Source organism: Streptomyces sp. NPDC050546 (assembly GCF_044457425.1).
Lineage (GTDB): Bacteria > Actinomycetota > Actinomycetes > Streptomycetales > Streptomycetaceae > Streptomyces.
This window is the reverse complement of record NZ_JBITGX010000011.1, coordinates 125,665-150,243: the sequence shown is the minus strand read 5'-3', so window position 1 is coordinate 150,243 and position 24,579 is coordinate 125,665. Positions and strand designations below refer to the sequence as shown.

The following is a 24,579-nucleotide window of genomic DNA, read 5'->3' as shown; positions in this document are numbered from 1 at the left end:
GGATACCCTGGAGGGCGATTCCCTGTAGCCACCAACCCTGAGGACCGCGAGCGCCGTGTTCGATACTCTTTCCGATCGCCTCTCAGCGACCTTCAAGAACCTGCGCGGCAAGGGGCGTCTCAGCGAAGCGGACATCGACGCCACGGCCCGGGACATCCGGATCGCGCTCCTCGAGGCGGACGTGGCGCTGCCGGTCGTCCGGACGTTCATCAAGAACGTCAAGGAGCGCGCCCTCGGTGCCGAGGTCAGCAAGGCGCTGAACCCCGCCCAGCAGGTCCTCAAGATCGTCAACGAGGAACTCGTCACCATCCTCGGCGGCGAGACCCGGCGCCTGCGCTTCGCCAAGCAGCCGCCCACCGTGATCATGCTGGCGGGTCTGCAGGGTGCCGGTAAGACCACCCTCGCGGGCAAGCTCGGCCGCTGGCTGAAGGAGCAGGGCCACTCGCCGCTGCTGGTCGCCTGTGACCTCCAGCGGCCGAACGCCGTGAACCAGCTCAGCGTCGTCGCCGAGCGCGCGGGCGTCGGCATCTACGCGCCGGAGCCGGGCAACGGCGTCGGCGACCCGGTCAAGGTCGCCAAGGACTCCATCGAGCACGCGAAGTCCAAGGTCCACGACATCGTCATCGTCGACACCGCGGGCCGCCTCGGTATCGACCAGGAGATGATGCAGCAGGCTGCGGACATCCGTGACGCGGTCAGCCCCGACGAGATCCTGTTCGTCGTCGACGCGATGATCGGCCAGGACGCGGTCAACACCGCCGAGGCCTTCCGCGACGGCGTCGGCTTCGACGGCGTGGTGCTCTCCAAGCTCGACGGTGACGCCCGCGGTGGTGCGGCCCTGTCGATCCGGCAGATCACCGGCAAGCCGATCATGTTCGCGTCGAATGGCGAGAAGCTCGACGACTTCGACGCCTTCCACCCTGACCGGATGGCCTCCCGCATCCTCGACATGGGTGACCTGCTCACCCTGATCGAGCAGGCGGAGAAGACGTTCAGCCAGGAAGAGGCCGAGAAGATGGCCTCCAAGCTGGCGTCCAAGAAGGGCCAGGACTTCACCCTGGACGACTTCCTGGCCCAGATGGAGCAGGTCAGGAAGATGGGCTCCATCTCCAAGCTGCTCGGCATGCTCCCGGGCATGGGCCAGATGAAGGACCAGATCCAGAACCTGGACGAGCGGGACGTCGACCGCACGGCCGCCATCATCAAGTCGATGACCCCGGCCGAGCGCCAGGAGCCGACGATCATCAACGGCTCGCGCCGCGCCCGTATCGCGCGTGGTTCCGGTGTCGACGTCAGCGCCGTGAAGAACCTGGTCGAGCGGTTCTTCGAGGCCCGCAAGATGATGTCCCGCATGGCCCAGGGCGGCGGCATGCCCGGGATGCCCGGCATGCCGGGCATGGGCGGCGGCCCCGGCCGGACGAAGAAGAAGCAGAAGCAGGCCAAGGGCAAGCAGCGCTCCGGCAACCCGATGAAGCGCAAGCAGCAGGAGCAGGAGGAGGCCGCCCGCCGGGCCGCCGCGGCCGAGGGCGGCGGCGCCTTCGGACTGCCGCAGCAGGGCGGCAAGGACTTCGAACTCCCCGACGAGTTCAAGAAGTTCATGGGCTGACGGTCCGAACCGCACGACACCGAGGGCGCCCCCTTTCCTTCCGGAAGGGGGCGCCCTCTTTGGTCTGCCGGCAGGTCAGGCGTTCGGGAACTTCCAGATGTAGGGCTCGCCGTCCTCCTCGGACCAGTGGACCTCGACGTTCTTGGCGTTCGCCGGGATCACGTAGGTCTCGCAGAAGACGTGGCTGTCGCCCTGCTTCCAGCTGTCGACGTCGTAGGGGTCCTCGCAGCCCGCGGCGTCCTCGGAGGCGCCAATGAGGACGGTGCCGCGCTGCCCGTCGGCGAAGACCGTGGTGCTGTCGTGCACGTCGGAACCGTCGGTGAGGGCGGGGCCGCTCTTGTGTGTGTACTTCAGGTACGCGGTGGCCAGCACCTTGCCCTTGACCTTGTCCGGCTCCGAGACGGCCTTGGCGGCCTCGGCCTCGGTGCCGACGTCGACCTTCTGCGCCAGGATCTCGTAGGTGACCTTGCCCGGGTCCTCCTCGACCTTGCCCGTGGCGCTCTCGCCGCTCCCCATCTCGCCGCCGGACGCCGGCTCCGGCGAAGGAAAGACCTTGGCCTTCTCGGTGGCCGGGCTCTTCGCTTCGGCGTTGTCGCCGCCGCCTCCGCAGGCGGTGAGCGAGAGGGCGAGGACGGCGACGGGCGCGACGAGACGCAGCGCGGTCGTGTGGTGCGGCAAAGCAGCTCCTGTATGCAGATGTGTAGATCCCCCGAACGGTGGATCAGATTAAGCGGTCATGATCCACTTCATGGCACCAGAAGCACCGCACCGTGCTTTCTTCACGCCATTCACACCTGCACCGGACAAAGCCTGATCCTTATGGGACCCGGGCGATCAGATAGCGGAACACATTGGGCATCCACACGGTCCCGTCCTGCCGCTGATGCGGATGCAGTGCCTCGCTCAGCTCCTTGTCGACCTGCACCTGGTCGGTCGCGGCCATCGCCGCGTCGAACAGCCCCGTCGACTTGAGCCCGCGTACCGCGCTGTCCACGTCGGCGTAGCCGAAGGGGCACGCCACCCGCCCGGAGCCGTCCGGCTTGAGCCCTGCCCGCTGGGCGACGTCCTCCAGATCGTCGCGCAGGGCGGGACGCCAGCTGCCCGTGTTGCGCAGCGGCTCCGCGAGCTTCGTGGCCACCCGCAGCACGGACGTCGTGGCGCACCGCTCCGGAGGGCCCCAGCCGGCCAGCACGACGGCCGCACCACGCTCGGCGAGCGGCGTCGCCTCGGTGAGCAGCCCGCTCATCCCCTCCGAGTCGCCCGCGAGGCACCCGATGGGCTCGAAGGCGGTCACCAGGGTGAATGCGGGAGCACCCGGCATCGCCGCGTCCCGGGGCGGACCCTCGACCAGCCGGGCCTCCGTACGCGCGCGCGTGCCCCACGACTCGGGCTGCAGCCGCTCCCGCGCGAAGGTCATTCTTTCGGGGGAGGAGTCGACACCGGTGACCGCCGCTCCCCGGGCGGCGGCCATCAGCAGGGCGAGCCCGGAACCGCAGCCGAGGCCGAGCAGCCGCGTGGCGGGACCCACGTCCAGTCGCTCGTGGACGGCCTCGTAGAGCGGCACGAGCATCCGCTCCTGGATCTCGGACCAGTCACGCGCGCGTGCACGCAGGTCCACGCGGGGTGCGGCCCCCGCGTGAGGCAGGTGCTGCCGCACGAGCGTAGGTGTCATAAGTAAGCGCCCCAATCCGCCGAGAGTTGCCTCTTGCCCGATTCCATGGCCCCCGTGACAGTGCGCTCGCACTACCCCCGTATGCCAGGAAACTCCCCCCTCGACCTGTCGTCCAGTGGAATGCGCCCGGGCATATGAGTTGTCATGTGCCTATGGCGAGATTTCACATTCCGGCAACTTGGGCCCGTACCATCCCGCCATGGCCAAGGCACCCGTTCTCACCTCCCAGGCGGACGACTTCCCGCGCTGGTACCAGGACTTGATCACCAAGGCGGAACTCGCCGACAACGGTCCGGTGCGCGGCACCATGGTCATCCGACCGTACGGGTACGGGTTGTGGGAACGGATGCAGTCCGAGATGGACGCCCGCATCAAGGAGACGGGCACCCAGAACGCGTACTTCCCGCTGCTGATCCCCGAGTCGTACCTGACCAGGGAGGCGGACCACGTCGAGGGCTTCGCACCCGAACTGGCGGTGGTCACCCACGGCGGCGGCAAGGAACTCGAAGAGCCCGCCGTGGTCCGGCCCACCTCCGAGATGATCATCAACGCCTCCTTCTCGAAGTGGGTGCAGAGCTACCGCGACCTGCCGCTGCTCATCAACCAGTGGGCCAACGTCGTGCGCTGGGAGCTCAGGCCCCGGCTGTTCCTGCGTACGTCCGAGTTCCTCTGGCAGGAGGGACACACGGCGCACGCCACGTACGAGGAGGCGCGCGATTTCGCCGCCCGCATTCACCGGCGGGTCTACGAGGACTTCATGGTGAACGTGCTCGCGATGGACGTCGTCCCGGGCCGCAAGACCGTCAGGGAGCGGTTCGCCGGCGCCGTCAACACCCTCACGCTCGAAGGCATGATGGGCGACGGCAAGGCCCTCCAGATGGCCACGAGCCATGAACTGGGCCAGAACTTCGCGAAGGCCTTCAACACCCGGTACCTGTCGAAGGACGGCCGGCAGGAGCTGGTCTGGCAGACCTCCTGGGGTTCCACCACCCGCATGATCGGCGCCCTGGTGATGATGCACGGCGACGACGACGGCCTGCGCGTCCCGCCGCGGCTCGCGCAGATCCAGGCGGTGGTGCTCGCGATCAAGGGCGACGACGCGGTTCTGGCCAAGGTCCACGAGCTGGGCGACCGGCTGAAGGCGGCGGGTGTCCGCGTCCAGGTCGACGACCGCACCGACATCCCCTTCGGCCGCCGTGCCGTCGACTGGGAGCTCAAGGGCGTCCCGGTGCGCATCGAGGTCGGCCCGCGCGACCTGGAGAACGGCACGGCGATGCTGGCGCGCCGCATCCCGGGAGGCAAGGAGCCGGTCTCCCTGGACTCCCTGGTGCCGCTGCTGCCCGGGATCCTGGAGGAGGACCAGGCGCTGCTGCTGAAGCAGTCCCGCGAGCGCCGCGAGTCCCGAACGGCCGAGGTCTCGACGTTCGAGGAGGCAGTGGAGGCGGTCACCGCCGGCGGCTGGGCGCGCATCCCCTGGGCCGTGCTCGGTGAGGAGGGCGAGTCCAAGCTCGCCGATCACGCGGCGACCGTACGGTGTCTGGTCGCCGAGGACGGGGCGGTGCCGGACGCCGACGACGCACCCGGTAACGTCGCCGTCGTGGCACGCGCTTACTGAGCGCGACGCAAGGCGGCCGAAACGCCTCTTGCGTACGCGCGGACCCCTGCTTCCCCGGCGCGCGGACACGATCTACGCGCCGGGGCGTACGCGGAACTACGCACCACCTTGTGGTGAGCTGCGAGGCTTCTCCACAGATCAGCGCACGCGCCCTCGTCGGGACGCATCAGAGGCAACTGACGGGTACGTGCAAATTATTTGGGATGGCCCGGAATCGGAACACTGTGGCACCCCGGCTCGTTGTCATTACGTGAGCACGACACAGACACCACCTGTTCTCGCCGCAGAGCTGGCACAGGCGTGGGCCGATATTCAGCGGTACCACCCCGAGCTGCCCGACCTTGCCGCGCCAGAGTCCCTGATCGGGGAGTCGTCGTCCGCGTGCGGTCACGAGCTCTCCTTCGAGCGACTGCTCCATGAGGCAGTCCATGGCATCGCCGCCTCGCGCGGCGTCCGCGACACCTCCCGTGCCGGCCGCTACCACAACCGCAGATTCCTCGCGATCGCCGAGGAGCTGGGCCTGGACCACCCCGAGGAACCGCATCCCAGCAGCGGCTTCTCCCTGGTCACGCTCACCCCCGAGGCGAAGCGCCGCTACCGCCCGACGATGGAACGCCTCCAGCGAGCCCTGAAGGCCCACACGGCCGCGACCTCCTCCGACACCTCCCGCACCTTCCGGGGCCCGGCCGCACGCCACGGCTCCTCCGGTGGCGGCGTACGCGTCAAGGCGGTCTGCGACTGCGGTCGCAACGTCCGCGTGGTGCCGTCCGTGCTCGCCCAGGCGCCGATCGTCTGCGGCGGCTGCGGCAAGCCGTTCCGCATCCCGGACGTGGTGGGAGCGGGAGCGGTGGCGGGCTGACGTCGGCACCGGCATCTCGTGGCTGCCGGTCGAGACACGCTGCCGGGGTGTGCACCCGACGTACCTCACCCCCGCGCCGGGTGCCGGCCCGGCATGCCCGGGGAGCGGCGCACCCCGGGCAAAGCCGCCCGGCGGGGTGTGGCACAATGGCTAGCTGTACTCGACAGTCGCACAGGACCCCTCTCTCCTCCGGCTGACGCGTCCATCGGGCACTCGGGTACCGCAACCCCACGCGGCAGTCTCGCCGTGCCCAACCACGTCAAATCCAGGAGAATCCACTCCCGTGGCAGTCAAGATCAAGCTGAAGCGTCTGGGCAAGATCCGTTCGCCTCACTACCGCATCGTCGTCGCCGACTCCCGCACCCGCCGTGACGGCCGTGCGATCGAGGAGATCGGCAAGTACCACCCGACGTACAACCCGTCGGTGATCGAGGTCGACGCCGAGCGTGTGGCGTACTGGCTGGGTGTCGGCGCGCAGCCGACCGAGCCCGTGCTCGCCATCCTCAAGAAGACCGGCGACTGGCAGAAGTACAAGGGCGAGCCCGCCCCGGCTCCGCTGCTGCAGGCCGCCGAGAAGTCGGCCCGCCCGTCGTTCGAGGCCCTCGGTGGCGACGACGAGGGCAAGGGTGAGGCCATCACCCAGAAGAAGAAGGCTGAGAAGAAGGACGAGGCGGCCGCCGAGTCCGCGTCGACCGAGGCCTGAGCATGCTCGAGGAGGCTCTCGAGCACCTCGTGAAGGGCATCGTCGACAACCCTGACGATGTGCAGGTCGCCTCGCGCAACCTGCGCCGCGGGCAAGTGCTCGAGGTCCGGGTGCACCCGGACGACCTCGGAAAGGTGATCGGCCGCAACGGCCGCACCGCACGCGCCCTGCGTACCGTCGTGGGCGCCATCGGCGGTCGCGGTGTCCGCGTCGACCTCGTCGACGTGGACCACGTCCGCTGACGCTTATCGCAACCGGCTCGGGCCGGGGAGGGCCTTCAGGGCCGTCCCCGGCCCGCAGTCGTATGACAGGAGAGTTGGACACGTGCAGCTGGTAGTCGCACGGATCGGCCGTGCCCATGGCATCAAGGGCGAGGTCACCGTCGAGGTCCGTACCGACGAGCCGGAGCTCAGGCTCGCGCCCGGCGCCGTACTCGCCACCGATCCCGCCACCACGGGACCGCTCACCATCGAGACGGGCCGTGTCCACAGCGGCCGTCTCCTGCTGCGCTTCGAGGGCGTCCGCGACCGCACCGGCGCCGAAGCCCTGCGCAACACCCTCCTGATCGCCGAGATCGACCCGGAGGAAATGCCCGAGGGTGAGGACGAGTACTACGACCACCAGCTCATGGACCTCGACGTGGTCACCGCGGACGGCACGGAGGTCGGCCGGATCACGGAGATCTCGCATCTGCCCTCCCAGGACCTCTTCATCGTGGAGCGCCCCGACGGCAGCGAGGTGCTGATCCCCTTCGTCGAGGAGATCGTCGCCGAGATCGACCTCGAGGAGCAGAAGGCCGTCATCACCCCGCCGCCGGGCCTGATCGACGACCGCGCCGAGATCGCCTCCAGCCGGGACGAGTCGTAATGCGCCTCGACGTCGTCACGATCTTCCCCGAGTACCTGGAACCGCTGAACGTCTCCCTCGTCGGCAAGGCACGCGCGCGTGGACAGCTCGACGTCCAGGTGCACGACCTGCGTTCCTGGACCTACGACCGTCACAACACCGTCGACGACACGCCCTACGGCGGCGGCCCCGGCATGGTCATGAAGACCGACCCCTGGGGGGACGCGCTCGACACCGTGCTGGCCGACGGCTACGAGACCGGCTCCCGGGCGCCCGCCCTCATCGTGCCCACGCCCAGCGGGCGCCCCTTCACCCAGGAACTCGCCGTCCAGCTCTCCGAGCGCCCCTGGCTGATCTTCACGCCGGCCCGCTACGAGGGCATCGACCGGCGGGTCGTCGACGAGTACGCGACCCGGATGCCGGTGTACGAGGTGTCCATCGGCGACTACGTCCTGGCCGGCGGCGAGGCGGCCGTCCTCGTCGTCACGGAGGCCGTGGCGCGGCTGCTGCCGGGCGTCCTGGGCAACGCCGAGTCCCACCGGGACGACTCCTTCGCGCCCGGTGTCATGGCGAATCTGCTGGAGGGGCCCGTCTACACCAAGCCGCCCGAGTGGCGCGGCCGGGACATCCCCGACGTGCTGCTCAGCGGTCACCACGGCAAGATCGCGCGCTGGCGCCGGGACGAGGCGCTGAAGCGTACGACCGCCCACCGGCCCGACCTCATCGAGCGGTGCGATCCCAAGGCCTTCGACAAGAAGGACCGCGAGATGCTGTCCATCCTGGGCTGGGCACCGGACCCCGCGGGGGAGCCTTACGGCCGATTTTGGCGCAGGACCGAGGGCATGGAACAATAGGTCGCTGTTGTGCGTCCGTCCGGCGTGCGCCCCTGCCACAGGGGGAGATGACGCCCGTTCCGACGCGTACAGCCCTGATCCGAAACACCTAGATTCCGTTGATGACCTGTGGCATCAGCGAGGAAAGCAGACGAAATGTCTCACCTGCTCGACACCGTCGACTCCGCGTCGCTGCGCAGCGATGTTCCCGGCTTCCGCCCCGGCGACACCGTCAACGTCCACGTCCGCGTCATCGAGGGCAACCGCTCCCGTGTGCAGCAGTTCAAGGGCGTTGTGATCCGCCGCCAGGGCTCCGGCGTGCGCGAGACCTTCACGGTCCGCAAGGTCTCCTTCTCCGTCGGCGTCGAGCGCACCTTCCCGGTGCACACCCCGATCGTGGAGAAGATCGAGCTCGTCACCAAGGGTGACGTCCGCCGCGCCAAGCTGTACTACCTGCGCGAGCTGCGCGGCAAGGCCGCGAAGATCAAGGAGAAGCGCGAGAACTGAGCGCTCTCCGGGGTTCGCGCCGGGGCCGGATAACATCTGGCTCCGATGGACACCGAAGCACAGCAGACGGAGCGCGACCGCTCCTCCCGCCCTTCCGACTCCGAGGAGACCTCGGACCCAGGAGGGCCGGAGGAACGGTCGCGTTTCGCGTTGGTGTCGCGTGTCAGCGCATGGGTTCCGGGCGGGCGGATCACTCTGACCTTGTTGACCTGCCTGCTTTTCCTGCTGCTGCTCAGTACGTTCGTGCTGCGGCCGTTCCAGATCCCCAGCGGATCCATGGAGCGGGGATTGAGGATCGGGGACCGGGTTCTCGTAAATAAGTTGGCGTACCGTTTCGGTGCCCAGCCGCAGCGGGGAGACATCGTCGTGTTCGACGGGACGGGGTACTTCGGGCACGCGGACTACATCAAGCGCGTTGTCGGTGTGGGAGCGGACCGTGTGGTCTGCTGCGACCAGAAGGGGAGGATCCAGGTGAACGGCCGGCCGGTCGACGAGTCGGGCTTCCTGTACCCCGGGGACAGCCCCTCCGAGGTTCCCTTCGACGTCGTGGTGCCCGACGGCACCCTGTTCGTGCTCGGCGACCACCGCGGCGACTCCAGCGACTCCCGCGACCACCTGGGCTCCCCGGGCGGCGGCATGGTCCCGGTCGGTGAGGTGATCGGCCGCGCCGACTGGATCGTCTGGCCCTTCGGCCACGCCACCCGGCTGCAACGCCCGGACGCCTACGCGCGCGTGCCCGCATCCGCCGCCGGTAGGGCGGGTGCCCATGGGTAACCGCGCCAAGCCGCGCGGCGTCGCCACGAGTGCCGCGGAAAACCTGCTGCCCACCGGCGCCCGGCGCGCCGCCAGCCCGTCCGGCGGACGTACCCGCGCCGAGCGGCGCAAGCTCCAGCGCAAGGTCAAGCGGCGCCGCAGGCGCGGTGCCGTCAAGGAGATACCGCTCCTCGTCGGCGTCGCCGTCCTCATAGCCCTCGTGCTGAAGACGTTCCTCGTCCAGGCCTTCGTCATCCCGTCGGGCTCCATGGAGCAGACGATCCAGATCGGCGACCGCGTCCTGGTCGACAAGCTCACCCCGTGGTTCGGCTCCGAGCCGCAGCGCGGGGACGTCGTCGTCTTCAAGGACCCCGGCGGCTGGCTCCAGGACGATCAGACCGCCACTCCGAAGGAAGACCCCGTCGTCATCAAGCAGGTCAAGGAAGGGCTCACCTTCATCGGCCTGCTGCCGTCCGAGGACGAGAAGGACCTCATCAAGCGCGTCGTCGGCGTCGGCGGCGACAAGGTCAAGTGCTGCGACACCCAAGGGCGCGTGACCGTCAACGGCATCCCGCTGAACGAGGACTACCTGTACCCCGGCAACGCCCCGTCCGACACGCCGTTCGAGATCACGGTCCCCCAGGGACGGTACTGGGTGATGGGCGACCACCGGAACAACTCCGCGGACTCCCGCGCCCACCAGGACACCGACTACGGAGGCACGGTCTCCGAGGACGAGGTCGTGGGCCGCGCCATGGTCATCGCCTGGCCCTTCGGTCACTGGAACATGCTGGAGGAACCGACCACCTACGCCTCCGTGTCCGACTCGGCCACCGGGTCGACCGCTGCCGCCCCGCTGTCGCATAGGGTTGCCTCCGACGATTCGAACGGAACGATCCAGCTCCCGACCCCTGCGGAACTCCCGCTCGTTATGGGAGTGGTGGGCCTGCGCCGTGTATGGGGCAGGCGGCGGCACAGAGTGAGGAGTTGGCGTGGGGGATGTGGCGGTCGGCGCACGGTCCGGACACGACGGCGAGGAGCAGCGCGGGCGACCCGCGGAATCCACCGTCCCGGCCGCGGACAGCGCCGTGACCTCCGGGAATGACTCCGGGGCAGCCGAGGACGACAGGGTGACAGGAACGCACAGCACAGCCGATGGCCAGGGGCCGGGCGGTACGAACCGGACGCCGAAGAAGGCGCGCTCCTTCTGGAAGGAGCTGCCCATCCTGATCGGCATCGCGCTGGTGCTGGCGCTGCTGATCAAGACCTTCCTGGTGCAGGCGTTCTCCATCCCCTCCGACTCGATGCAGAACACGCTCCAGCAGGGCGACCGCGTCCTGGTCGACAAGCTCACCCCCTGGTTCGGCTCCGAGCCCGAGCGCGGCGAGGTCGTCGTCTTCCACGACCCCGACAACTGGCTGGCGGGCGAGCCGACCACGGATCCGAACGCCCTGCAGACGTTCCTCAGCTGGATCGGCCTGATGCCGTCCGCGGAGGAGAAGGACCTCATCAAGCGGGTCGTCGGCGTCGGTGGCGACACGATCGAGTGCAAGGGCACCGGCCCGCTGACGGTCAACGGCAAGGCGCTGGACGAGCGGTCGTACGTCTACCCGGGCAACACGCCGTGCAGCGTCGACGACCAGGGCGGCCAGTTCAAGGTGAAGGTCCCCGAGGGCTCCATCTGGGTCATGGGCGACCACCGGCAGAACTCCCGGGACTCCCGCTACAACCAGGCGGACCGGCACAAGGGCATGGTCCCGGTGAAGGAGGTCGTCGGACGGGCCGTCGTCATCGCCTGGCCGATCAACCGCTGGGACAACCTGCCGGTGCCGGACACCTTCGACCAGTCCGGCCTGAACGCCCAGCCGGCCGCGGCGGGCTGGGCGGTGGCGCCGCAGGGGCTGGCGCTCGCCGGTGCGGTGCCCGTGGTGCTGTGGTGGCGCCGGAAGCGGTGATTCCGACGGCGGGCTGACCCCGGCTGGTACCCCCGGGTAGGGTGCGGACCCATGGGTGGCGAGAGCATGACGCACACGGCCCCGCGCAGCGGTGGCACAGGTACGGGCCCGGTGGGCAGCCGGACCGGACAGCGGTTGTCCGGGCTGGCCGTCGCGCTGGGCCTCGTGCTTTTCCTCGGGGGGTTCGCCTGGGGAGCGGTGGTCTACCGGCCATACACCGTGCCGACCAGTTCGATGACGCCGACGATCGACGCGGGCGACCGGATCCTCGCGCAGCGCGTCGACGGTGATCAGGTGCGTCGCGGCGATGTCGTCGTCTTCAAGGACGCGACCTGGGCCAACGCGCCGATGGTCAAGCGCGTGGTCGCCATCGGCGGCGACACCGTCTCCTGCTGCCAGGACGGCAAACTCAAGGTCAACGGCAAGGAGATCGACGAGCCCTACCTGCCCAAGGGCGCGCCGGCCGAGATCACCAACTTCCCGACCGTGACCGTGCCCAAGGGACGGCTGTTCCTGCTCGGCGACGAGCGCGGCAGCTCCGTGGACTCCACCGCCCATCTGACCGACGCGGCCAGTGGCACGGTGTCGCGCTCCGCCGTCGACGCCCGCGTCGACTCCGTCGTGTACCCGATGAAGGGCATGCTGGAGCGCGCGACCGGCTTCGAGGCGCTCGGCGGCCTTTCCTCGCCCGGACCGTTGCCGACGATCATCACCGCGGTGATCGTCGGTGCCGTGCTCGTCCTGGGCGGGGGCGCCTACGGCCCGATCGCCAAGCGCGCCGGCGCGGCCCGTGCCCGGCGGGGCAGTGCGGAGCCCGCGGGTGTCCGCTGAGGCCGTGGGGGCGGGCCAGGACTCCTACGAGGGCGGGCTGCGCAAGGTCGCCCGGGTGGTGCTGCTCGACCCGCAGGACCGCATCCTGCTGCTGCACGGGCACGAGCCGGACGATCCGGCCGACGACTGGTGGTTCACCCCCGGCGGCGGAGTGGAGGGCGACGAGACCCGTGAACAGGCCGCCCTGCGGGAACTCGCCGAGGAGACGGGCATCACCGAGGTCGAGCTCGGCCCGGTGCTGTGGCGGCGGAAGTGCTCGTTCCCGTTCGCGGGCCGCCGCTGGGACCAGGACGAGTGGTACTACCTGGCTCGTACGGACCGTACGGAGATCGCCGCCGCCGGACTGACCGAGCTGGAGCGGCGCAGTGTCGCCGGAGCGCGCTGGTGGACGTGTCCGGAACTGACCCGGGCACATGAGACGGTGTATCCGACCAGACTCGCCGGGCTGCTGCGTACGCTGCTCGACGAAGGTCCCCCGGCCAGGCCCGTGATCCTTGACCCGGAAATCGTCTAGGGGCTCACAGGACTGGCGCACAATGGTGGGATCGCACGGCTGAAGGGGAACATGCCATGAGCGCCGAGGACCTCGAGAAGTACGAGACCGAGATGGAGCTGAAGCTCTACCGGGAGTACCGCGATGTCGTCGGTCTGTTCAAATACGTGATCGAGACCGAGCGGCGTTTCTACCTGACCAACGACTACGAGATGCAGGTGCACTCGGTCCAGGGTGAGGTGTTCTTCGAGGTGTCCATGGCGGATGCCTGGGTGTGGGACATGTACCGGCCGGCGCGCTTCGTGAAGCAGGTTCGGGTTCTCACGTTCAAGGACGTGAACATCGAGGAGCTGAACAAGAGCGACCTCGAGCTGCCGAGCGGCTGAGGTCCCTCGAGTGGGTGACGGAGTTGTCCACACCCGCTGAGCCGTCCACCAAGATCCACTTCGTGGAGGCGGGTGCGTGATCGTTGGCGCCGGAGGTGCCGACATGAACGCACATCGGGCGCGCAGCGCCATGGGGAAGTACGGCGAGAGCCTGGCCGCGCGGCAGCTGACCGAGGCCGGTCTGACGGTCGTGGAGCGCAACTGGCGCTCCGGCCGGACGGGTGAGATCGACATCGTGGCCAGGGACGGTGACGTCCTGGTCGTCTGCGAGGTGAAGACCCGCAGGGAGGGTCCCTTCGAGCATCCGATGGCGGCCGTGACCCCGCAGAAGGCGGAACGGCTCCGGGATCTCGCGGAGCGGTGGATCCAGAGCCACGGGGGCGCCCCGCCCGGCGGGGTCCGCATCGATGTGGTCGGCGTGCTGCTGCCGTACCGCGGCGCGGCCGTGGTCGAGCATGTGCGGGGGGTGGCCTGATGGGATTCGCCCGTACGTGTTCGGTGGCGCTGGTGGGCGTCGAGGGCGTGGTCGTCGAGGTCCAGGCCGACCTCGAACCGGGTGTCGCGGCGTTCACGCTGGTGGGGCTGCCCGACAAGAGCCTGACGGAGAGCCGGGACCGGGTGCGCGCCGCGGTCGTCAACTCGGGCGCGGCCTGGCCGCAGAAGAAACTCACGGTGGGCCTGAGCCCGGCCTCCGTCCCGAAGTCCGGCAGCGGCTTCGACCTGGCCGTCGCGGCAGCCGTCCTCGGCGCGGCGGAGCGCATCGACCCCCGGGTCCTCGCCGACATCGTGATGATCGGGGAACTGGGTCTCGACGGGCGGGTACGGCCGGTCCGCGGGGTGCTGCCGGCGGTGCTGGCGGCGGCGGACGCGGGGTATGAGCAGGTGGTGGTGCCGGAGTGCGCCGCCGCCGAGGCCTCCCTGGTGCCCGGGGTGTCGGTGCTGGGCGTCCGGAGCCTGCGGCAACTGATCGCCATCCTGGCCGACGAACCCGTGCCTGACGAGGAGCCGGACGAACAGGGGCGCCCGGACCCGCTCCTCGCCGGCCTGCGCGTGCCCGGTACGGGCGCGGCCACGGGCATGCACAGCGTCGGAGCGGCCCAGCAAGACCACGGTCACGACCTCGCGGACGTCGTCGGGCAGACCTCGGCGCGCACGGCGGTGGAGGTGGCCGCGGCGGGCGGGCACCACCTCTTCCTCGAAGGGCCGCCCGGCGCGGGCAAGACGATGCTCGCGGAGCGGCTGCCGGCCATCCTGCCCCTGCTCGGCCGGCAGGAGTCGCTTGAGGTCACCGCGGTCCACTCGGTGGCCGGCCTGCTGCCCCCGGGAAAGCCGCTGATCGACGTCGCTCCATACTGCGCCCCGCACCACTCGGCCACGATGCAGGCGCTCGTCGGCGGCGGCCCGGGCATCGCGCGGCCCGGCGCGGTGTCGCTGTCCCACCGCGGGGTGCTGTTTCTGGATGAAACACCCGAATTCAGTACTCGGGCCCTGGACGCCCTGCGTCAGCCGCTGGAGGCGGGCCATGTCGTGATCGCGCGCAGCGCGGGAGTGGTGCGCTTCCCGGCGAAGTTCCTGATGGTGCTCGCGGCCAACCCCTGCCCGTGCGGCCGGTTCTCGCAGCGGGACGACCTGTGCGAGTGCCCGCCCTCGGCGATCCGCCGCTACCAGGCCAGGCTCTCCGGCCCGCTCCTCGACCGGGTCGACCTGCGCGTCGAGGTGGACCGTGTCACCCGCACGGAACTGACCGCCTGCGGTGCCCGGGGCGAGTCCACGGTGACGGTCGCCGACCGGGTGCGGGCCGCCCGGGAACGGGCCTCGGAGCGCCTCGCCGGCACTCCCTGGCGCACCAACAGCGAGGTGCCCGGCCGCGAGCTGCGCAGCCGCTGGTACGCCGTGTCGGGCGCGATGGACGAGGCCGAGCGGAACCTGGAGCGGGGCGTCCTGACCGCCCGCGGACTGGACCGCGTCCTGCGGGTGGCCTGGACCGTCGCCGATCTCGTCGGCCACGACCGTCCCGACGCGACGGATGTCGCCCTCGCGCTCCAGTTGCGCACCGGTGTGCCGCGGGGCGTCCCGATGGCCATCGGAGCACTGACGTGAGCGGCGTCATCAAGCCGGACGACGAACTGCTCGCCCGGGTGTTCCTCACCCGGGTTCTCGAGCCCGGGGACGAGGTCGGTGGGCGGTGGGTGCGGGAGTTCGGGGTCGGGGAGGTGGTCCGGAGGCTGGTGGAGGGCGGGCGGAGACTGCCCGGGGTCGGCGGCAAGCGGTGGCAGGGGCTGCTGGCCAGAGCTGAGACGGCACGGCCCGGTGAGGACCTCGCCGTCGCCCGGGAGGCCGGGGTGCGGTTCGTGTGTCCCGGGCATCAGGAGTGGCCGGGACAGCTCGACGATCTCGGGGATGCCCGGCCCCTCGGGCTGTGGGTGCGGGGGCGGGCCGGCCTGCGGATGTGGGCGCTGAAGTCCGTGGCCGTCGTCGGCGCCCGGGCCTGCACCGAGTACGGGGCACACATGGCGGCCACCCTCGCCGCCGGCCTCGCCGAGCAGGGCTGGGTCGTGGTGTCCGGCGGCGCCTACGGAGTCGACGGCGCCGCCCACCGCGGCGCCCTCGGTGCGGGCGGCGCCACCGTCGCCGTCCTCGCCTGCGGCGTCGACCGCCCCTACCCCCGCGGACACACCCAGCTGATCAGCAGAATCGCCGAACAGGGCCTGGTCATCGGCGAGTTGCCACCCGGTGATCACCCGACACCGAGCCGGTTCATCCTGCGCAACCGGGTGATCGCGGCGCTCACCCGCGGCACCGTGGTCGTCGAAGCCGCCCACCGCAGCGGCTCCTTGGTCACGGCGCGGGCGGCACAGCGCCTCGGCCGTCACACGATGGGAGTACCGGGCCCGGCCACCAGCGGGCTCTCCGCCGGAGTGCACGAACTGCTGCGCGGCGAGGCGGCTCTGGTCACCGACGCCGCGGACGTCGTCGAGCTGGTCGGCGACATCGGACAGCTGGCACCCGACCGGCGCGGACCCGTCCTGCCCCGGGATCTGCTCGAACCCGCGGCCCGGCAGGTGCTCGCCGCCCTGCCGGGTGGCCAGGCGGCCCGGCCGGACGAGATCGCGCGCCGCGCACAGACCGCACAGGAGGACGCGATCGCGAGACTGTACGAACTCCGTGCACTCGGATACGTCGAACGACACGGCGATGGCTGGAAGTTGACACGCCAGGCGGTGATGTCGGTCCGCGGCGGTCCCGGGCCATGCTGACCGCACGTGTTCGGCCGTCCGGGGGAACCTCGACACCCCTTGGAAATGCGCCCAGTTGGGCTCCTCCGGTGATCACGCTGAGCGATCGCGGCGATCCGCCGGGACCCCTTCGGGACGTATCCGCGTCCGCCTTGGCCTCCGCTCTTCGCACACCGCGACACCGCAGTCACGCTACGCTCACGAGGATCCCGACACGGACAGGCAACTCGACATCAGACAGACAGCTCACCCCGGCAGCACTACTCCGCAGCAGAACGGCACAAGGCGACGAATGCCCCAGCACACCTCCGGGTCCGACCGGGCGGCGATCCCCCCAGCCGCCCGTGACGGTGGCAGCGTACGGCCGCCCGCTCCCTCGACGCTCGACGAGCTGTGGCGGTCGTACAAGGCGACGGGGGACGAGCGGCTGCGGGAGCAGCTGATCCTGCACTACTCGCCGCTCGTGAAGTACGTCGCGGGACGGGTCAGCGTGGGCCTGCCGTCCAACGTGGAGCAGGCGGACTTCGTCTCGTCCGGGGTGTTCGGGCTGATCGACGCGATCGAGAAGTTCGACATCGACCGGGAGATCAAGTTCGAGACGTACGCGATCACCCGGATCCGGGGCGCGATGATCGACGAGCTGCGGGCACTCGACTGGATCCCCCGCTCGGTGCGGCAGAAGGCACGCAATGTGGAGCGGGCCTACGCCACGCTGGAGGCACGGCTGCGGCGGACGCCGACGGAGGGCGAGGTGGCCGGCGAGCTGGGCATCGCGGTGGAGGAACTCCACGCGGTGTTCAGCCAGTTGTCGCTGGCCAACGTGGTGGCCCTGGAGGAGCTGCTGCACGGCGGGGGAGAGGGCGGTGACGGGCTGAGCGTGATGGACACGCTGGAGGACACCGCCGCCGACAACCCCGTGGAGGTCGCCGAGGACCGGGAGCTGCGGAGGTTCCTGGCGCGGGCGATCAACACGCTGCCCGAGCGGGAGAAGACGGTGGTCACGCTTTACTACTACGAGGGGCTCACCCTGGCCGAGATCGGGAACGTGCTGGGCGTGACCGAGAGCCGGGTCAGCCAGATCCACACCAAGTCGGTGCTGCAGCTCAGGGCGAAACTGGCGAGCTTCGGCCGCTGACCTGGGCGGATATCGAAGGATCGGCGTGAGCCACTCCCGTCGGGCGTGACGCGTCCGTAGAGTGTTGACGTGCCAAGGATTCGAGCGGCCTCCGTGGCCGAGCACCGGTCGATGCAGCGAGCCGCCCTGCTGGACGCGGCTCGTTCCTTGTTGTCCGAGGGCGGTACGGAGGCGCTGACCTTCCCGGCCCTCGCCGAGCGGACGGGCCTCGCGCGATCGTCCGTCTACGAGTACTTCCGGTCACGTGCGGCCGTGGTCCAGGAGCTGTGCGAGGTCGACTTCCCCGTCTGGGCGGCGGACGTGTCGGCGGCGATGGAGCGGGCGGATACGGCCGAGGCCAAGGTCGAGGCGTATGTGCGCCGGCAGCTGGAGCTGGTCGGGGACAGGCGGCACCGTGCCGTGGTCGCGATCTCCGCGAGTGAGCTCGACGCGGGGGCCCGGGAGAAGATCCGTGCGGCGCACGGGGGGCTGGTCGCGATGATCGTCGAGGCGCTGGCCGAGATGGGGCATGAGGAGCCGCGGCTGGCGGCGATGCTGCTACAGGGGGTTGTCGACGCGGCCGTGCGGCGGATCGAGCTGGGAGCTGCGGAGGAGCCCGGCGTCATCGCGGATGCGGCGGTGGGTATGGCGCTGCGGGGTGTGCTGGGCTGAGGGGCGTCGGTGCCGGGGCCGGGCGGGTCCGCAGCCCGGCGTAGCGGGGTGCCGCCTGCGCCCACCTGTGCCGCCCATGGGGGCACCTCCCAGGCCCTTGAGACACTGGGGAGGCACGGACTGCCCGCAGGTTCAGCGGCACGGCTGCCCGCAGGCTCGGCGGCACGGCTGCCCGCAGGTTCAGCGGTACGACTGCCCGCAGGTTCAGCTGCCCGCAGGCTCAGCGGCTCAGTACACCGGCAACAGCCGCGACGGGCCCCTGTGCAGGAGCCAGGGTGGGAGCAGGAGCAGCGGGTTCAGGTAGGTCTCGCCCCTGCGCAGGCCCCAGTGCACGCACGTCGCCGCGCAGTGCGAGCCGGCGGCGTCCACCGTGCCGATCACCTCCCCCGGTTCCACCTCCTCGCCCTCCTCCACCGTCGCCGTCACCGGTTCGTGTGTCGTGCGCAAGAGTGGATCGCCGGTCCCCCTGAGTTCCACCGAGACGACCCCCTTGCCGGCCACCCGACCCGCGAAGGACACCCGGCCCCCGGCCACCGCCCGTACCGGCGTTCCCGCTGCTGCCGCCAGGTCCACGCCACGGTGGCCCGGGCCGTACGCCGTCGCCGGGGGCTCCCAGCCGTGGAGGACCTGCGGGCGTGATCCGACGGGCCACGCGCGTCCCACCGCCGGAACGGTCGGGTCCGGGGCGGGCGCCGCCGCGAACAGCCGCGGCGGCGGGGACAGCAGGACGGCCGACGTCAGAACCAGCAGCAGGATCAGCCGCGTACACACACGCACACATCGCTTCGCTCGCATGCGCAGAGCGTCCCGTACCACCGCCGGTCACCGTGCGTGGCTGTGGACCGTTGTTCGGTTGTGGACAACGGCGTCACCCGGTACCCCGCGGGTCCCGTACACTTCTGGTGGCGACCCGGGTCACCGGGTCGACTTCGCACGCCCCGATACGCACCCCGGCAACGGGCTGTATCAGCGCCCCTCGGTCCCTCGTGGAACGGCGCGCAGTGGGCGTCAGGCGCGGAAGCCGTCCGGCATCCGCGGCACAACCGAGAAATTCAAGGAGATACGGCCATGGCCGTCGTCACGATGCGGGAGCTGCTGGAGAGCGGCGTCCACTTCGGTCACCAGACCCGTCGTTGGAACCCGAAGATGAAGCGCTTCATCTTCACGGAGCGCAACGGCATCTACATCATCGACCTGCTCCAGTCGCTGTCGTACATCGACCGCGCCTTCGAGTTCGTCAAGGAGACCGTCGCCCACGGCGGCACGGTCATGTTCGTCGGCACGAAGAAGCAGGCGCAGGAGGCCATCGCCGAGCAGGCCACCCGCGTCGGCATGCCCTTCGTCAACCAGCGCTGGCTGGGCGGCATGCTCACCAACTTCTCGACCGTCTACAAGCGTCTGCAGCGCCTCAAGGAGCTCGAGCAGATCGACTTCGAGGACGTCGCCGCGTCCGGTCTGACCAAGAAGGAGCTTCTCGTGCTCTCGCGCGAGAAGGCCAAGCTGGAGAAGACCCTCGGTGGTATCCGCGAGATGCAGAAGGTGCCCAGCGCCGTCTGGATCGTGGACACCAAGAAGGAGCACATCGCCGTTGGTGAGGCCCGGAAGCTGAACATCCCGGTCGTCGCGATCCTCGACACCAACTGCGACCCCGACGAGGTCGACTACAAGATCCCGGGCAACGACGACGCGATCCGCTCCGTCACCCTGCTCACCCGCGTCATCGCCGACGCCGTCGCCGAGGGCCTCATCGCCCGTTCCGGCGTCGCCACCGGCGACAAGGGCGAGAAGGCCGCGGGCGAGCCGCTGGCCGAGTGGGAGCGCGACCTGCTCGAGGGCGAGAAGAAGGCCGACGAGGCCGCCCCCGCCGCTGAGGCCGCTCCGGCCGCCGAGGCTGAGGCTGCTCCGGCCGCCGACGCTGCTCCGGCTGCTGAGGCTGCTCCGGCTGCCGAGGCCGAGAAGCCGGCCGAGGCCGAGAAGCCGGCCGAGGGCGAGAAGGCCGCCGAGGCCGAGCAGGCCTGACCCGTCAGTCCGAGGTGACGGCGGGAGCGGCACTCCATCCCCCCCGCTCCTGCGGCGCGGTGAAGTCCGCTCCCGCCGTTCACCCGTAGGTCAGCGGAAAGACAGCGCCCTCCGGCTCCATGGGGGGCGCATCCGCAGATCTTCGATCTTCCAGACTTCGAGAAAGATTCACAGACTCATGGCGAACTACACCGCCGCCGACGTCAAGAAGCTCCGTGAGCTCACGGGCGCCGGCATGATGGACTGCAAGAAGGCGCTGGACGAGGCCGAGGGCAACGTCGAGAAGGCCGTCGAGGCGCTTCGCATCAAGGGCCAGAAGGGCGTCGCCAAGCGCGAGGGCCGTTCCGCCGAGAACGGTGCCGTGGTCTCGATCATCGCCGACGACAACTCCTCCGGTGTCATCGTCGAGCTGAAGTGCGAGACGGACTTCGTCGCCAAGGGTGACAAGTTCCAGGCCGTGGCCACCACCATCGCCGAGCACGTCGCCAAGACCTCCCCGGCCGACCTCGAGGCCCTGCTCGCCTCCGAGATCGAGGCCGGCAAGACCGTCCAGGCGTTCGTGGACGAGGCCAACGCCAACCTGGGCGAGAAGATCGTCCTGGACCGCTTCGCGCAGTTCGCCGACGGCTACGTGGCGGCGTACATGCACCGCACGATGCCCGACCTGCCCCCGCAGATCGGTGTTCTCGTCGAGCTGGACAAGCCGAACGCCGAGATCGCCAAGGGCGTCGCCCAGCACATCGCCGCCTTCGCGCCGAAGTACCTCTCCAAGGAGGACGTGCCGGCCGCGGTCGTCGAGTCCGAGCGCCGTGTCGCCGAGGAGACCACCCGCGCCGAGGGCAAGCCCGAGGCCGCCCTGCCGAAGATCGTCGAGGGTCGCCTCAACGGCTTCTTCAAGGACGCCACGCTGCTCGGCCAGCCCTACGCGCTGGACAACAAGAAGTCCGTCCAGAAGGTCCTGGACGAGGCCGGTGTCACCCTGAAGCGCTTCTCGCGCATCAAGGTCGGCATCTGAGTCCGTACCGCGATCGACGCCCGACCCCGATAAGGTCGGCAGCAGTCGTCCGTGTACGCCGTCACATGGGTGGCGGACGACAGCAGATCTGACAAGGAGGCCATTGCCGTATGGGATGCGAAACACGCCCCACCGGCAATGGCCTTCTTGGTATGTGCAACACGTGAAAGAGGCGGAATCCCCCATGACCACCAAGCCCCAGAAGAGCGACGACGGCAAAGTGCGCGGCCGGTTTCTGCTGAAGCTGTCCGGAGAGGCCTTCTCCGGTGGCGGGGGCCTGGGCGTCGACCCCGACGTGGTGCACAAGATCGCCCGCGAGATCGCGGCCGTCGTACGCGACGGCGCGCAGGTCGCGGTCGTCATCGGCGGCGGCAACTTCTTCCGCGGTGCCGAACTCCAGCAGCGCGGCATGGACCGGGCCCGCTCCGACTACATGGGCATGCTCGGCACCGTCATGAACTGCCTCGCCCTCCAGGACTTCCTGGAGAAGGTGGGCGTGGAATGCCGGGTACAGTCCGCCATCACCATGGGGCAGGTCGCCGAGCCTTACATCCCGCTGCGCGCCGTACGGCACCTGGAGAAGGGCCGTGTGGTGATCTTCGGCGCCGGTATGGGCATGCCGTACTTCTCCACCGACACCACCGCCGCGCAGCGCGCCCTGGAGATCGACGCCGAGGCGCTGCTGATGGGCAAGAACGGCGTGGACGGGGTCTACGACTCCGACCCGAAGACCAACCCGGACGCGGTCAAGTTCGACCACCTCGGCTACGGCGAGGTCATCACGCGCGACCTGAAGGTCGCCGACGCCACGGCCGTCACGCTGTGCCGCGACAACAAGCTCCCGATCGTGGTCTTCGAGCTGCTGGCGGAGGGCAACATCGGGCGCGCCGTCAAGGGTGAGAAGATCGGCACGCTCGTCGGGGACGCGGCCGGCCGGGACTGAGGACCGACCCGCACCACCCCGTCCGGGGGACGGACGGGACGGAGCCGGGCCGGGGGATGGACAATGTCCTGCCGGTCGGGAACCGTGCAGGAAGAAGACGCGACGCAGCCGGCCGCCGCCCCACATGGAACCGCAGCCGGGCCTACTCAAGACACGCAGGAGCAAGTGGTGATCGAAGAGACCCTCCTCGAGGCCGAGGAGAAGATGGAGAAGGCCGTCGTGGTCGCCAAGGAGGACTTCGCCGCGATCCGCACCGGCCGTGCGCACCCGGCGATGTTCAACAAGATCGTGGCCGACTACTACGGCGCGCCGACGCCGATCAACCAGCTGGCTTCGTTCTCCGTGCCGGAGCCGCGCATGGCGGTAGTGACCCCGTTCGACAAGACGGCCCTGCGCAACATCGAGCAGGCGATCCGCGACTCCGACCTGGGCGTCAACCCGAGCAACGACGGCAACATCATCCGAGTGGTGTTCCCCGAGCTGACCGAGGAGCGCCGCCGCGAGTACATCAAGGTCGCCAAGGGCAAGGGCGAGGACGCGAAGATCTCGATCCGCTCCGTGCGCCGCAAGGCCAAGGAGGCCATCGACAAGCTGATCAAGGACGGCGAGGTCGGCGAGGACGAGGGCCGCCGTGCGGAGAAGGAGCTCGACGACACCACCGCGAAGTACGTCGCGCAGGTGGACGAGCTCCTGAAGCACAAGGAAGCGGAGCTGCTCGAGGTCTGATGAACGACTCTTCCTGGGGGGCGCCGCCACAGGCCGGGTACTGGGGGCCCACCGACCAAGGGCATGGCCACGGGCACGTCCAGAGTCCGGGCCACGTCCAGAGTCCTGGCCATGGGCACGTCCAGGGGGCCGCTCCGGCGGGTCCCGCATACGATGCGTATGAAGCGCCTCAGACTCGCCCCATGCCCATCGTGCCTGACGTAGCCGACCACGGCGAAAACCAGGATGACGGCCGGAGGGCTGCTCGGCTGAGCGGCCCGCCGGTCCGAAACGAGACGAATCCGGAACCCATGCCCGACGCCTCGCAGCCGGCACCCAAGCCGCCGAAGAAGAGCGCGGGCCGCGACCTGAGTGCCGCGATAGGGGTCGGGGTCGGGCTCGGCGCGGTGATCGTCGCGTCGCTGTTCGTCGTCAAGGCCGTGTTCGTCGGCGTCGTCGCGGTCGCCGTCGTGGTCGGCCTGTGGGAGCTGACCAAGCGGCTGGACGAACGCAAGGGCATCCGGGCGCCGCTCGTTCCGCTCGCGCTCGGCGGTGCCGCGATGGTCGTCTCCGGGTACGTCCGGGGCGCCGAGGGCGCCTGGGTCGCCATGGCGCTCACCACGCTGGCCGTGCTCGTCTGGCGCATGACGGAGCCGCCCGAGGGCTACCTCCGGGACGTCACGGCGGGCGTCTTCGCGGCGTTCTACGTGCCGTTCCTTGCGACCTTCGTCGCGATGATGCTCACCGCGGACGACGGGCCGCAGCGGGTGCTCACCTTCCTGCTGCTGACGGTCGTCAGCGACACCGGTGCCTACGCCGTCGGCTGGCGCTTCGGCCGGACCAAGCTCGCACCGCGCATCAGCCCCGGCAAGACCCGCGAGGGCCTGCTCGGCGCGGTCGCCTTCGCCATGGTCGCGGGGGCGCTGTGCATGGAGTTCCTCATCGACGACGGCGCCTGGTGGCAGGGCCTGGTGCTCGGCCTCGCGGTCGCGGTCACCGCCACGCTCGGCGACCTCGGCGAGTCCATGATCAAGCGGGACCTCGGCATCAAGGACATGGGCACGCTGCTGCCCGGTCACGGCGGCATCATGGACCGGCTCGACTCCTTGCTGCCGACGGCTCCGGTGGTGTGGCTGCTGCTCGTGCTCTTCGTGGGGTCCGGCTGAGCGGACCGCGTCCAGTGAGCTCCCGTCCTTGTGGGCGGGAGCTCACTGTCGTTCCGGGGAGGCAGCGGAACGCGCCGAGTGGGACGATTCAGGTGTAGGTCGCAAAGGGGGACATTATGTCCATCATTCGACAGAGCATCGATGTCGACCGGCGTCCCGAGGACGTCTACGACTACGTCATGGACACCCCGCGGATGCCGGAGTGGCAGCTGAGCGCCGTGTCCGCGGAGCGCCTCGACGAGGGGCCCTTCGGTATCGGCTCCCGGTTCCGGGTCACCCGGCACGTCGGTCGCCGCGTGATGCCGATGACCATGGAGGTCGTCGAGTACGACCCGCCCCACACCTGGGGCATGCGCGGTGTCGACGGCCCCGTACGGGCACGGGTGCACGGCGAGGTCGAGCCGTTCGACGAGGGGCAGCGCTCGCACGTGACGATCGAGATCGACTTCGAGAGCCACGGCGTCGGCAAGATCCTGGTTCCGCTCGTCATGCGCCCCCAGGTCCGCAAGGAACTCCCGCGCAACGAGCAACTCCTCAAGGACCGGCTGGAGCACGCGGGCGCGTAGAACGCCTCTCTCCGGGTGTCGCGGGCGGGGCACGGGCCCTCGCGCGCCAACTCGTGCTCAGGCGGCGCGCTCGGCGGCTGCGGG

28 protein-coding genes are annotated in these 24,579 nt (G+C 69.9%); 25 read left to right on the top strand and 3 right to left on the bottom strand.

Features of this window, described 5'->3' with window-relative positions:
- Positions 1–55: 55 nt before the first annotated feature.
- Positions 56–1,606 carry a signal recognition particle protein gene (gene ffh, locus ACIBK5_RS26940; protein WP_399023271.1) on the top strand — a complete coding sequence of 517 codons (1,551 nt, stop codon included), beginning with the start codon at positions 56–58 and terminating at the stop codon, positions 1,604–1,606.
- Between the two features lie 75 nt (positions 1,607–1,681).
- Here the strand turns inward: ffh and ACIBK5_RS26935 are convergent, their stop codons facing one another.
- Complete coding sequence (locus tag ACIBK5_RS26935; RefSeq protein ID WP_399023269.1) at positions 1,682–2,284, bottom strand: hypothetical protein; 603 nt, start codon at positions 2,282–2,284, stop codon at positions 1,682–1,684.
- Between the two features lie 139 nt (positions 2,285–2,423).
- Positions 2,424–3,278 carry a methyltransferase domain-containing protein gene (locus ACIBK5_RS26930; protein ID WP_399023267.1) on the bottom strand — a complete coding sequence of 285 codons (855 nt, stop codon included), beginning with the start codon at positions 3,276–3,278 and terminating at the stop codon, positions 2,424–2,426.
- 199 nt (positions 3,279–3,477) lie between these two features.
- Between ACIBK5_RS26930 and proS the strand changes: the two genes are divergently transcribed.
- The 18 genes from proS to ACIBK5_RS26840 all read left to right on the top strand — a co-directional run bounded on the left by proS (position 3,478) and on the right by ACIBK5_RS26840 (position 18,081).
- Complete coding sequence (gene proS, locus ACIBK5_RS26925) at positions 3,478–4,893, top strand: proline--tRNA ligase (protein WP_399023265.1); 1,416 nt, start codon at positions 3,478–3,480, stop codon at positions 4,891–4,893.
- A 250-nt stretch (positions 4,894–5,143) separates the two neighbouring features.
- Positions 5,144–5,752: a hypothetical protein gene (locus ACIBK5_RS26920; protein ID WP_184598513.1), complete on the top strand. Its 609-nt coding sequence runs from the start codon at positions 5,144–5,146 to the stop codon at positions 5,750–5,752.
- 283 nt (positions 5,753–6,035) lie between these two features.
- Positions 6,036–6,455 carry a 30S ribosomal protein S16 gene (gene rpsP / locus ACIBK5_RS26915; RefSeq protein WP_382496902.1) on the top strand — a complete coding sequence of 140 codons (420 nt, stop codon included), beginning with the start codon at positions 6,036–6,038 and terminating at the stop codon, positions 6,453–6,455.
- Positions 6,456–6,457: 2 nt separating this feature from the next.
- Positions 6,458–6,697, top strand: coding sequence for an RNA-binding protein (locus ACIBK5_RS26910; RefSeq protein ID WP_115744409.1), 240 nt, complete (start codon positions 6,458–6,460; stop codon positions 6,695–6,697).
- An 82-nt stretch (positions 6,698–6,779) separates the two neighbouring features.
- Positions 6,780–7,322, top strand: a complete 543-nt coding sequence (rimM, locus tag ACIBK5_RS26905; protein WP_399023262.1) for a ribosome maturation factor RimM — start codon at positions 6,780–6,782, stop codon at positions 7,320–7,322.
- Positions 7,322–8,155, top strand: a complete 834-nt coding sequence (trmD, locus tag ACIBK5_RS26900) for a tRNA (guanosine(37)-N1)-methyltransferase TrmD (protein WP_399023260.1) — start codon at positions 7,322–7,324, stop codon at positions 8,153–8,155. Before rimM ends, trmD begins: the two co-directional genes overlap by 1 nt.
- A gap of 135 nt (positions 8,156–8,290) precedes the next feature.
- The gene (rplS, locus tag ACIBK5_RS26895; protein WP_399023258.1) at positions 8,291–8,641 is read left to right on the top strand and encodes a 50S ribosomal protein L19; all 351 of its coding nucleotides are present in this window, start codon (positions 8,291–8,293) and stop codon (positions 8,639–8,641) included.
- A 45-nt stretch (positions 8,642–8,686) separates the two neighbouring features.
- A complete protein-coding gene (lepB, locus tag ACIBK5_RS26890) occupies positions 8,687–9,415 on the top strand; it encodes a signal peptidase I (RefSeq protein ID WP_399023256.1) in 729 nt (242 codons plus the stop codon).
- The gene (gene lepB / locus ACIBK5_RS26885) at positions 9,408–10,499 is read left to right on the top strand and encodes a signal peptidase I (protein ID WP_399023255.1); all 1,092 of its coding nucleotides are present in this window, start codon (positions 9,408–9,410) and stop codon (positions 10,497–10,499) included. Before lepB (ACIBK5_RS26890) ends, lepB (ACIBK5_RS26885) begins: the two co-directional genes overlap by 8 nt.
- Complete coding sequence (lepB, locus tag ACIBK5_RS26880) at positions 10,387–11,349, top strand: signal peptidase I (RefSeq protein WP_399023253.1); 963 nt, start codon at positions 10,387–10,389, stop codon at positions 11,347–11,349. The genes lepB (ACIBK5_RS26885) and lepB (ACIBK5_RS26880) overlap by 113 nt, the downstream gene beginning before the upstream one ends.
- Positions 11,350–11,400: 51 nt before the next feature.
- Positions 11,401–12,180 (top strand): signal peptidase I, encoded by a 780-nt coding sequence (gene lepB / locus ACIBK5_RS26875; protein ID WP_399023251.1) that lies wholly within the window; start codon positions 11,401–11,403, stop codon positions 12,178–12,180.
- A complete protein-coding gene (locus tag ACIBK5_RS26870; protein WP_382496886.1) occupies positions 12,170–12,694 on the top strand; it encodes an NUDIX hydrolase in 525 nt (174 codons plus the stop codon). The genes lepB (ACIBK5_RS26875) and ACIBK5_RS26870 overlap by 11 nt, the downstream gene beginning before the upstream one ends.
- A 56-nt stretch (positions 12,695–12,750) precedes the next feature.
- Positions 12,751–13,059, top strand: a complete 309-nt coding sequence (locus tag ACIBK5_RS26865; protein ID WP_003993268.1) for a DUF2469 domain-containing protein — start codon at positions 12,751–12,753, stop codon at positions 13,057–13,059.
- 76 nt (positions 13,060–13,135) lie between these two features.
- On the top strand, positions 13,136–13,534 hold the full coding sequence (locus ACIBK5_RS26860; protein ID WP_399023248.1) for a YraN family protein: 399 nt from the start codon (positions 13,136–13,138) through the stop codon (positions 13,532–13,534).
- On the top strand, positions 13,534–15,159 hold the full coding sequence (locus ACIBK5_RS26855; protein WP_399023246.1) for a YifB family Mg chelatase-like AAA ATPase: 1,626 nt from the start codon (positions 13,534–13,536) through the stop codon (positions 15,157–15,159). Before ACIBK5_RS26860 ends, ACIBK5_RS26855 begins: the two co-directional genes overlap by 1 nt.
- Entirely contained in the window at positions 15,156–16,316 is a 1,161-nt protein-coding gene (gene dprA, locus ACIBK5_RS26850) for a DNA-processing protein DprA (protein ID WP_399023244.1), read from the top strand. The genes ACIBK5_RS26855 and dprA overlap by 4 nt, the downstream gene beginning before the upstream one ends.
- 271 nt (positions 16,317–16,587) lie before the next feature.
- Positions 16,588–17,430, top strand: coding sequence for an RNA polymerase sigma factor WhiG (whiG, locus tag ACIBK5_RS26845; RefSeq protein ID WP_184598498.1), 843 nt, complete (start codon positions 16,588–16,590; stop codon positions 17,428–17,430).
- 93 nt (positions 17,431–17,523) lie between these two features.
- Positions 17,524–18,081 (top strand): TetR/AcrR family transcriptional regulator, encoded by a 558-nt coding sequence (locus ACIBK5_RS26840; RefSeq protein WP_399023549.1) that lies wholly within the window; start codon positions 17,524–17,526, stop codon positions 18,079–18,081.
- A gap of 228 nt (positions 18,082–18,309) precedes the next feature.
- Here the strand turns inward: ACIBK5_RS26840 and ACIBK5_RS26835 are convergent, their stop codons facing one another.
- Positions 18,310–18,876, bottom strand: coding sequence for a peptidoglycan DD-metalloendopeptidase family protein (locus ACIBK5_RS26835; RefSeq protein WP_399023242.1), 567 nt, complete (start codon positions 18,874–18,876; stop codon positions 18,310–18,312).
- A 273-nt stretch (positions 18,877–19,149) separates the two neighbouring features.
- Between ACIBK5_RS26835 and rpsB the strand changes: the two genes are divergently transcribed.
- The 6 genes from rpsB (at position 19,150) to ACIBK5_RS26805 (ending at position 24,495) form a co-directional block, all read left to right on the top strand.
- Positions 19,150–20,100, top strand: a complete 951-nt coding sequence (gene rpsB / locus ACIBK5_RS26830) for a 30S ribosomal protein S2 (protein WP_399023240.1) — start codon at positions 19,150–19,152, stop codon at positions 20,098–20,100.
- Positions 20,101–20,278: 178 nt separating this feature from the next.
- Entirely contained in the window at positions 20,279–21,115 is an 837-nt protein-coding gene (tsf, locus tag ACIBK5_RS26825; RefSeq protein WP_399023238.1) for a translation elongation factor Ts, read from the top strand.
- A 184-nt stretch (positions 21,116–21,299) separates the two neighbouring features.
- Positions 21,300–22,058: a UMP kinase gene (gene pyrH / locus ACIBK5_RS26820; protein WP_399023236.1), complete on the top strand. Its 759-nt coding sequence runs from the start codon at positions 21,300–21,302 to the stop codon at positions 22,056–22,058.
- 168 nt (positions 22,059–22,226) lie between these two features.
- Positions 22,227–22,784, top strand: coding sequence for a ribosome recycling factor (gene frr, locus ACIBK5_RS26815; protein ID WP_215118279.1), 558 nt, complete (start codon positions 22,227–22,229; stop codon positions 22,782–22,784).
- Positions 22,784–23,929: a phosphatidate cytidylyltransferase gene (locus ACIBK5_RS26810; protein WP_399023233.1), complete on the top strand. Its 1,146-nt coding sequence runs from the start codon at positions 22,784–22,786 to the stop codon at positions 23,927–23,929. Before frr ends, ACIBK5_RS26810 begins: the two co-directional genes overlap by 1 nt.
- Before the next feature lie 116 nt (positions 23,930–24,045).
- On the top strand, positions 24,046–24,495 hold the full coding sequence (locus tag ACIBK5_RS26805) for an SRPBCC family protein (protein WP_399023231.1): 450 nt from the start codon (positions 24,046–24,048) through the stop codon (positions 24,493–24,495).
- The last annotated feature ends 84 nt before the right edge of the window (positions 24,496–24,579 follow it).

Coding starts and splice junctions, on each gene's coding strand:
- ACIBK5_RS26930 (WP_399023267.1), bottom strand. CDS start 3,278: ATGACACCTACGCTCGTGCGGCAGCACCTGCCTCACGCGGGGGCCGCA.
- proS (WP_399023265.1), top strand. CDS start 3,478: ATGGCCAAGGCACCCGTTCTCACCTCCCAGGCGGACGACTTCCCGCGC.
- ACIBK5_RS26910 (WP_115744409.1), top strand. CDS start 6,458: ATGCTCGAGGAGGCTCTCGAGCACCTCGTGAAGGGCATCGTCGACAAC.
- trmD (WP_399023260.1), top strand. CDS start 7,322: ATGCGCCTCGACGTCGTCACGATCTTCCCCGAGTACCTGGAACCGCTG.
- rplS (WP_399023258.1), top strand. CDS start 8,291: ATGTCTCACCTGCTCGACACCGTCGACTCCGCGTCGCTGCGCAGCGAT.
- lepB (WP_399023256.1), top strand. CDS start 8,687: ATGGACACCGAAGCACAGCAGACGGAGCGCGACCGCTCCTCCCGCCCT.
- lepB (WP_399023255.1), top strand. CDS start 9,408: ATGGGTAACCGCGCCAAGCCGCGCGGCGTCGCCACGAGTGCCGCGGAA.
- lepB (WP_399023251.1), top strand. CDS start 11,401: ATGGGTGGCGAGAGCATGACGCACACGGCCCCGCGCAGCGGTGGCACA.
- ACIBK5_RS26865 (WP_003993268.1), top strand. CDS start 12,751: ATGAGCGCCGAGGACCTCGAGAAGTACGAGACCGAGATGGAGCTGAAG.
- ACIBK5_RS26855 (WP_399023246.1), top strand. CDS start 13,534: ATGGGATTCGCCCGTACGTGTTCGGTGGCGCTGGTGGGCGTCGAGGGC.
- whiG (WP_184598498.1), top strand. CDS start 16,588: ATGCCCCAGCACACCTCCGGGTCCGACCGGGCGGCGATCCCCCCAGCC.
- ACIBK5_RS26835 (WP_399023242.1), bottom strand. CDS start 18,876: ATGCGAGCGAAGCGATGTGTGCGTGTGTGTACGCGGCTGATCCTGCTG.
- rpsB (WP_399023240.1), top strand. CDS start 19,150: ATGGCCGTCGTCACGATGCGGGAGCTGCTGGAGAGCGGCGTCCACTTC.
- tsf (WP_399023238.1), top strand. CDS start 20,279: ATGGCGAACTACACCGCCGCCGACGTCAAGAAGCTCCGTGAGCTCACG.
- pyrH (WP_399023236.1), top strand. CDS start 21,300: ATGACCACCAAGCCCCAGAAGAGCGACGACGGCAAAGTGCGCGGCCGG.
- ACIBK5_RS26810 (WP_399023233.1), top strand. CDS start 22,784: ATGAACGACTCTTCCTGGGGGGCGCCGCCACAGGCCGGGTACTGGGGG.
- ACIBK5_RS26805 (WP_399023231.1), top strand. CDS start 24,046: ATGTCCATCATTCGACAGAGCATCGATGTCGACCGGCGTCCCGAGGAC.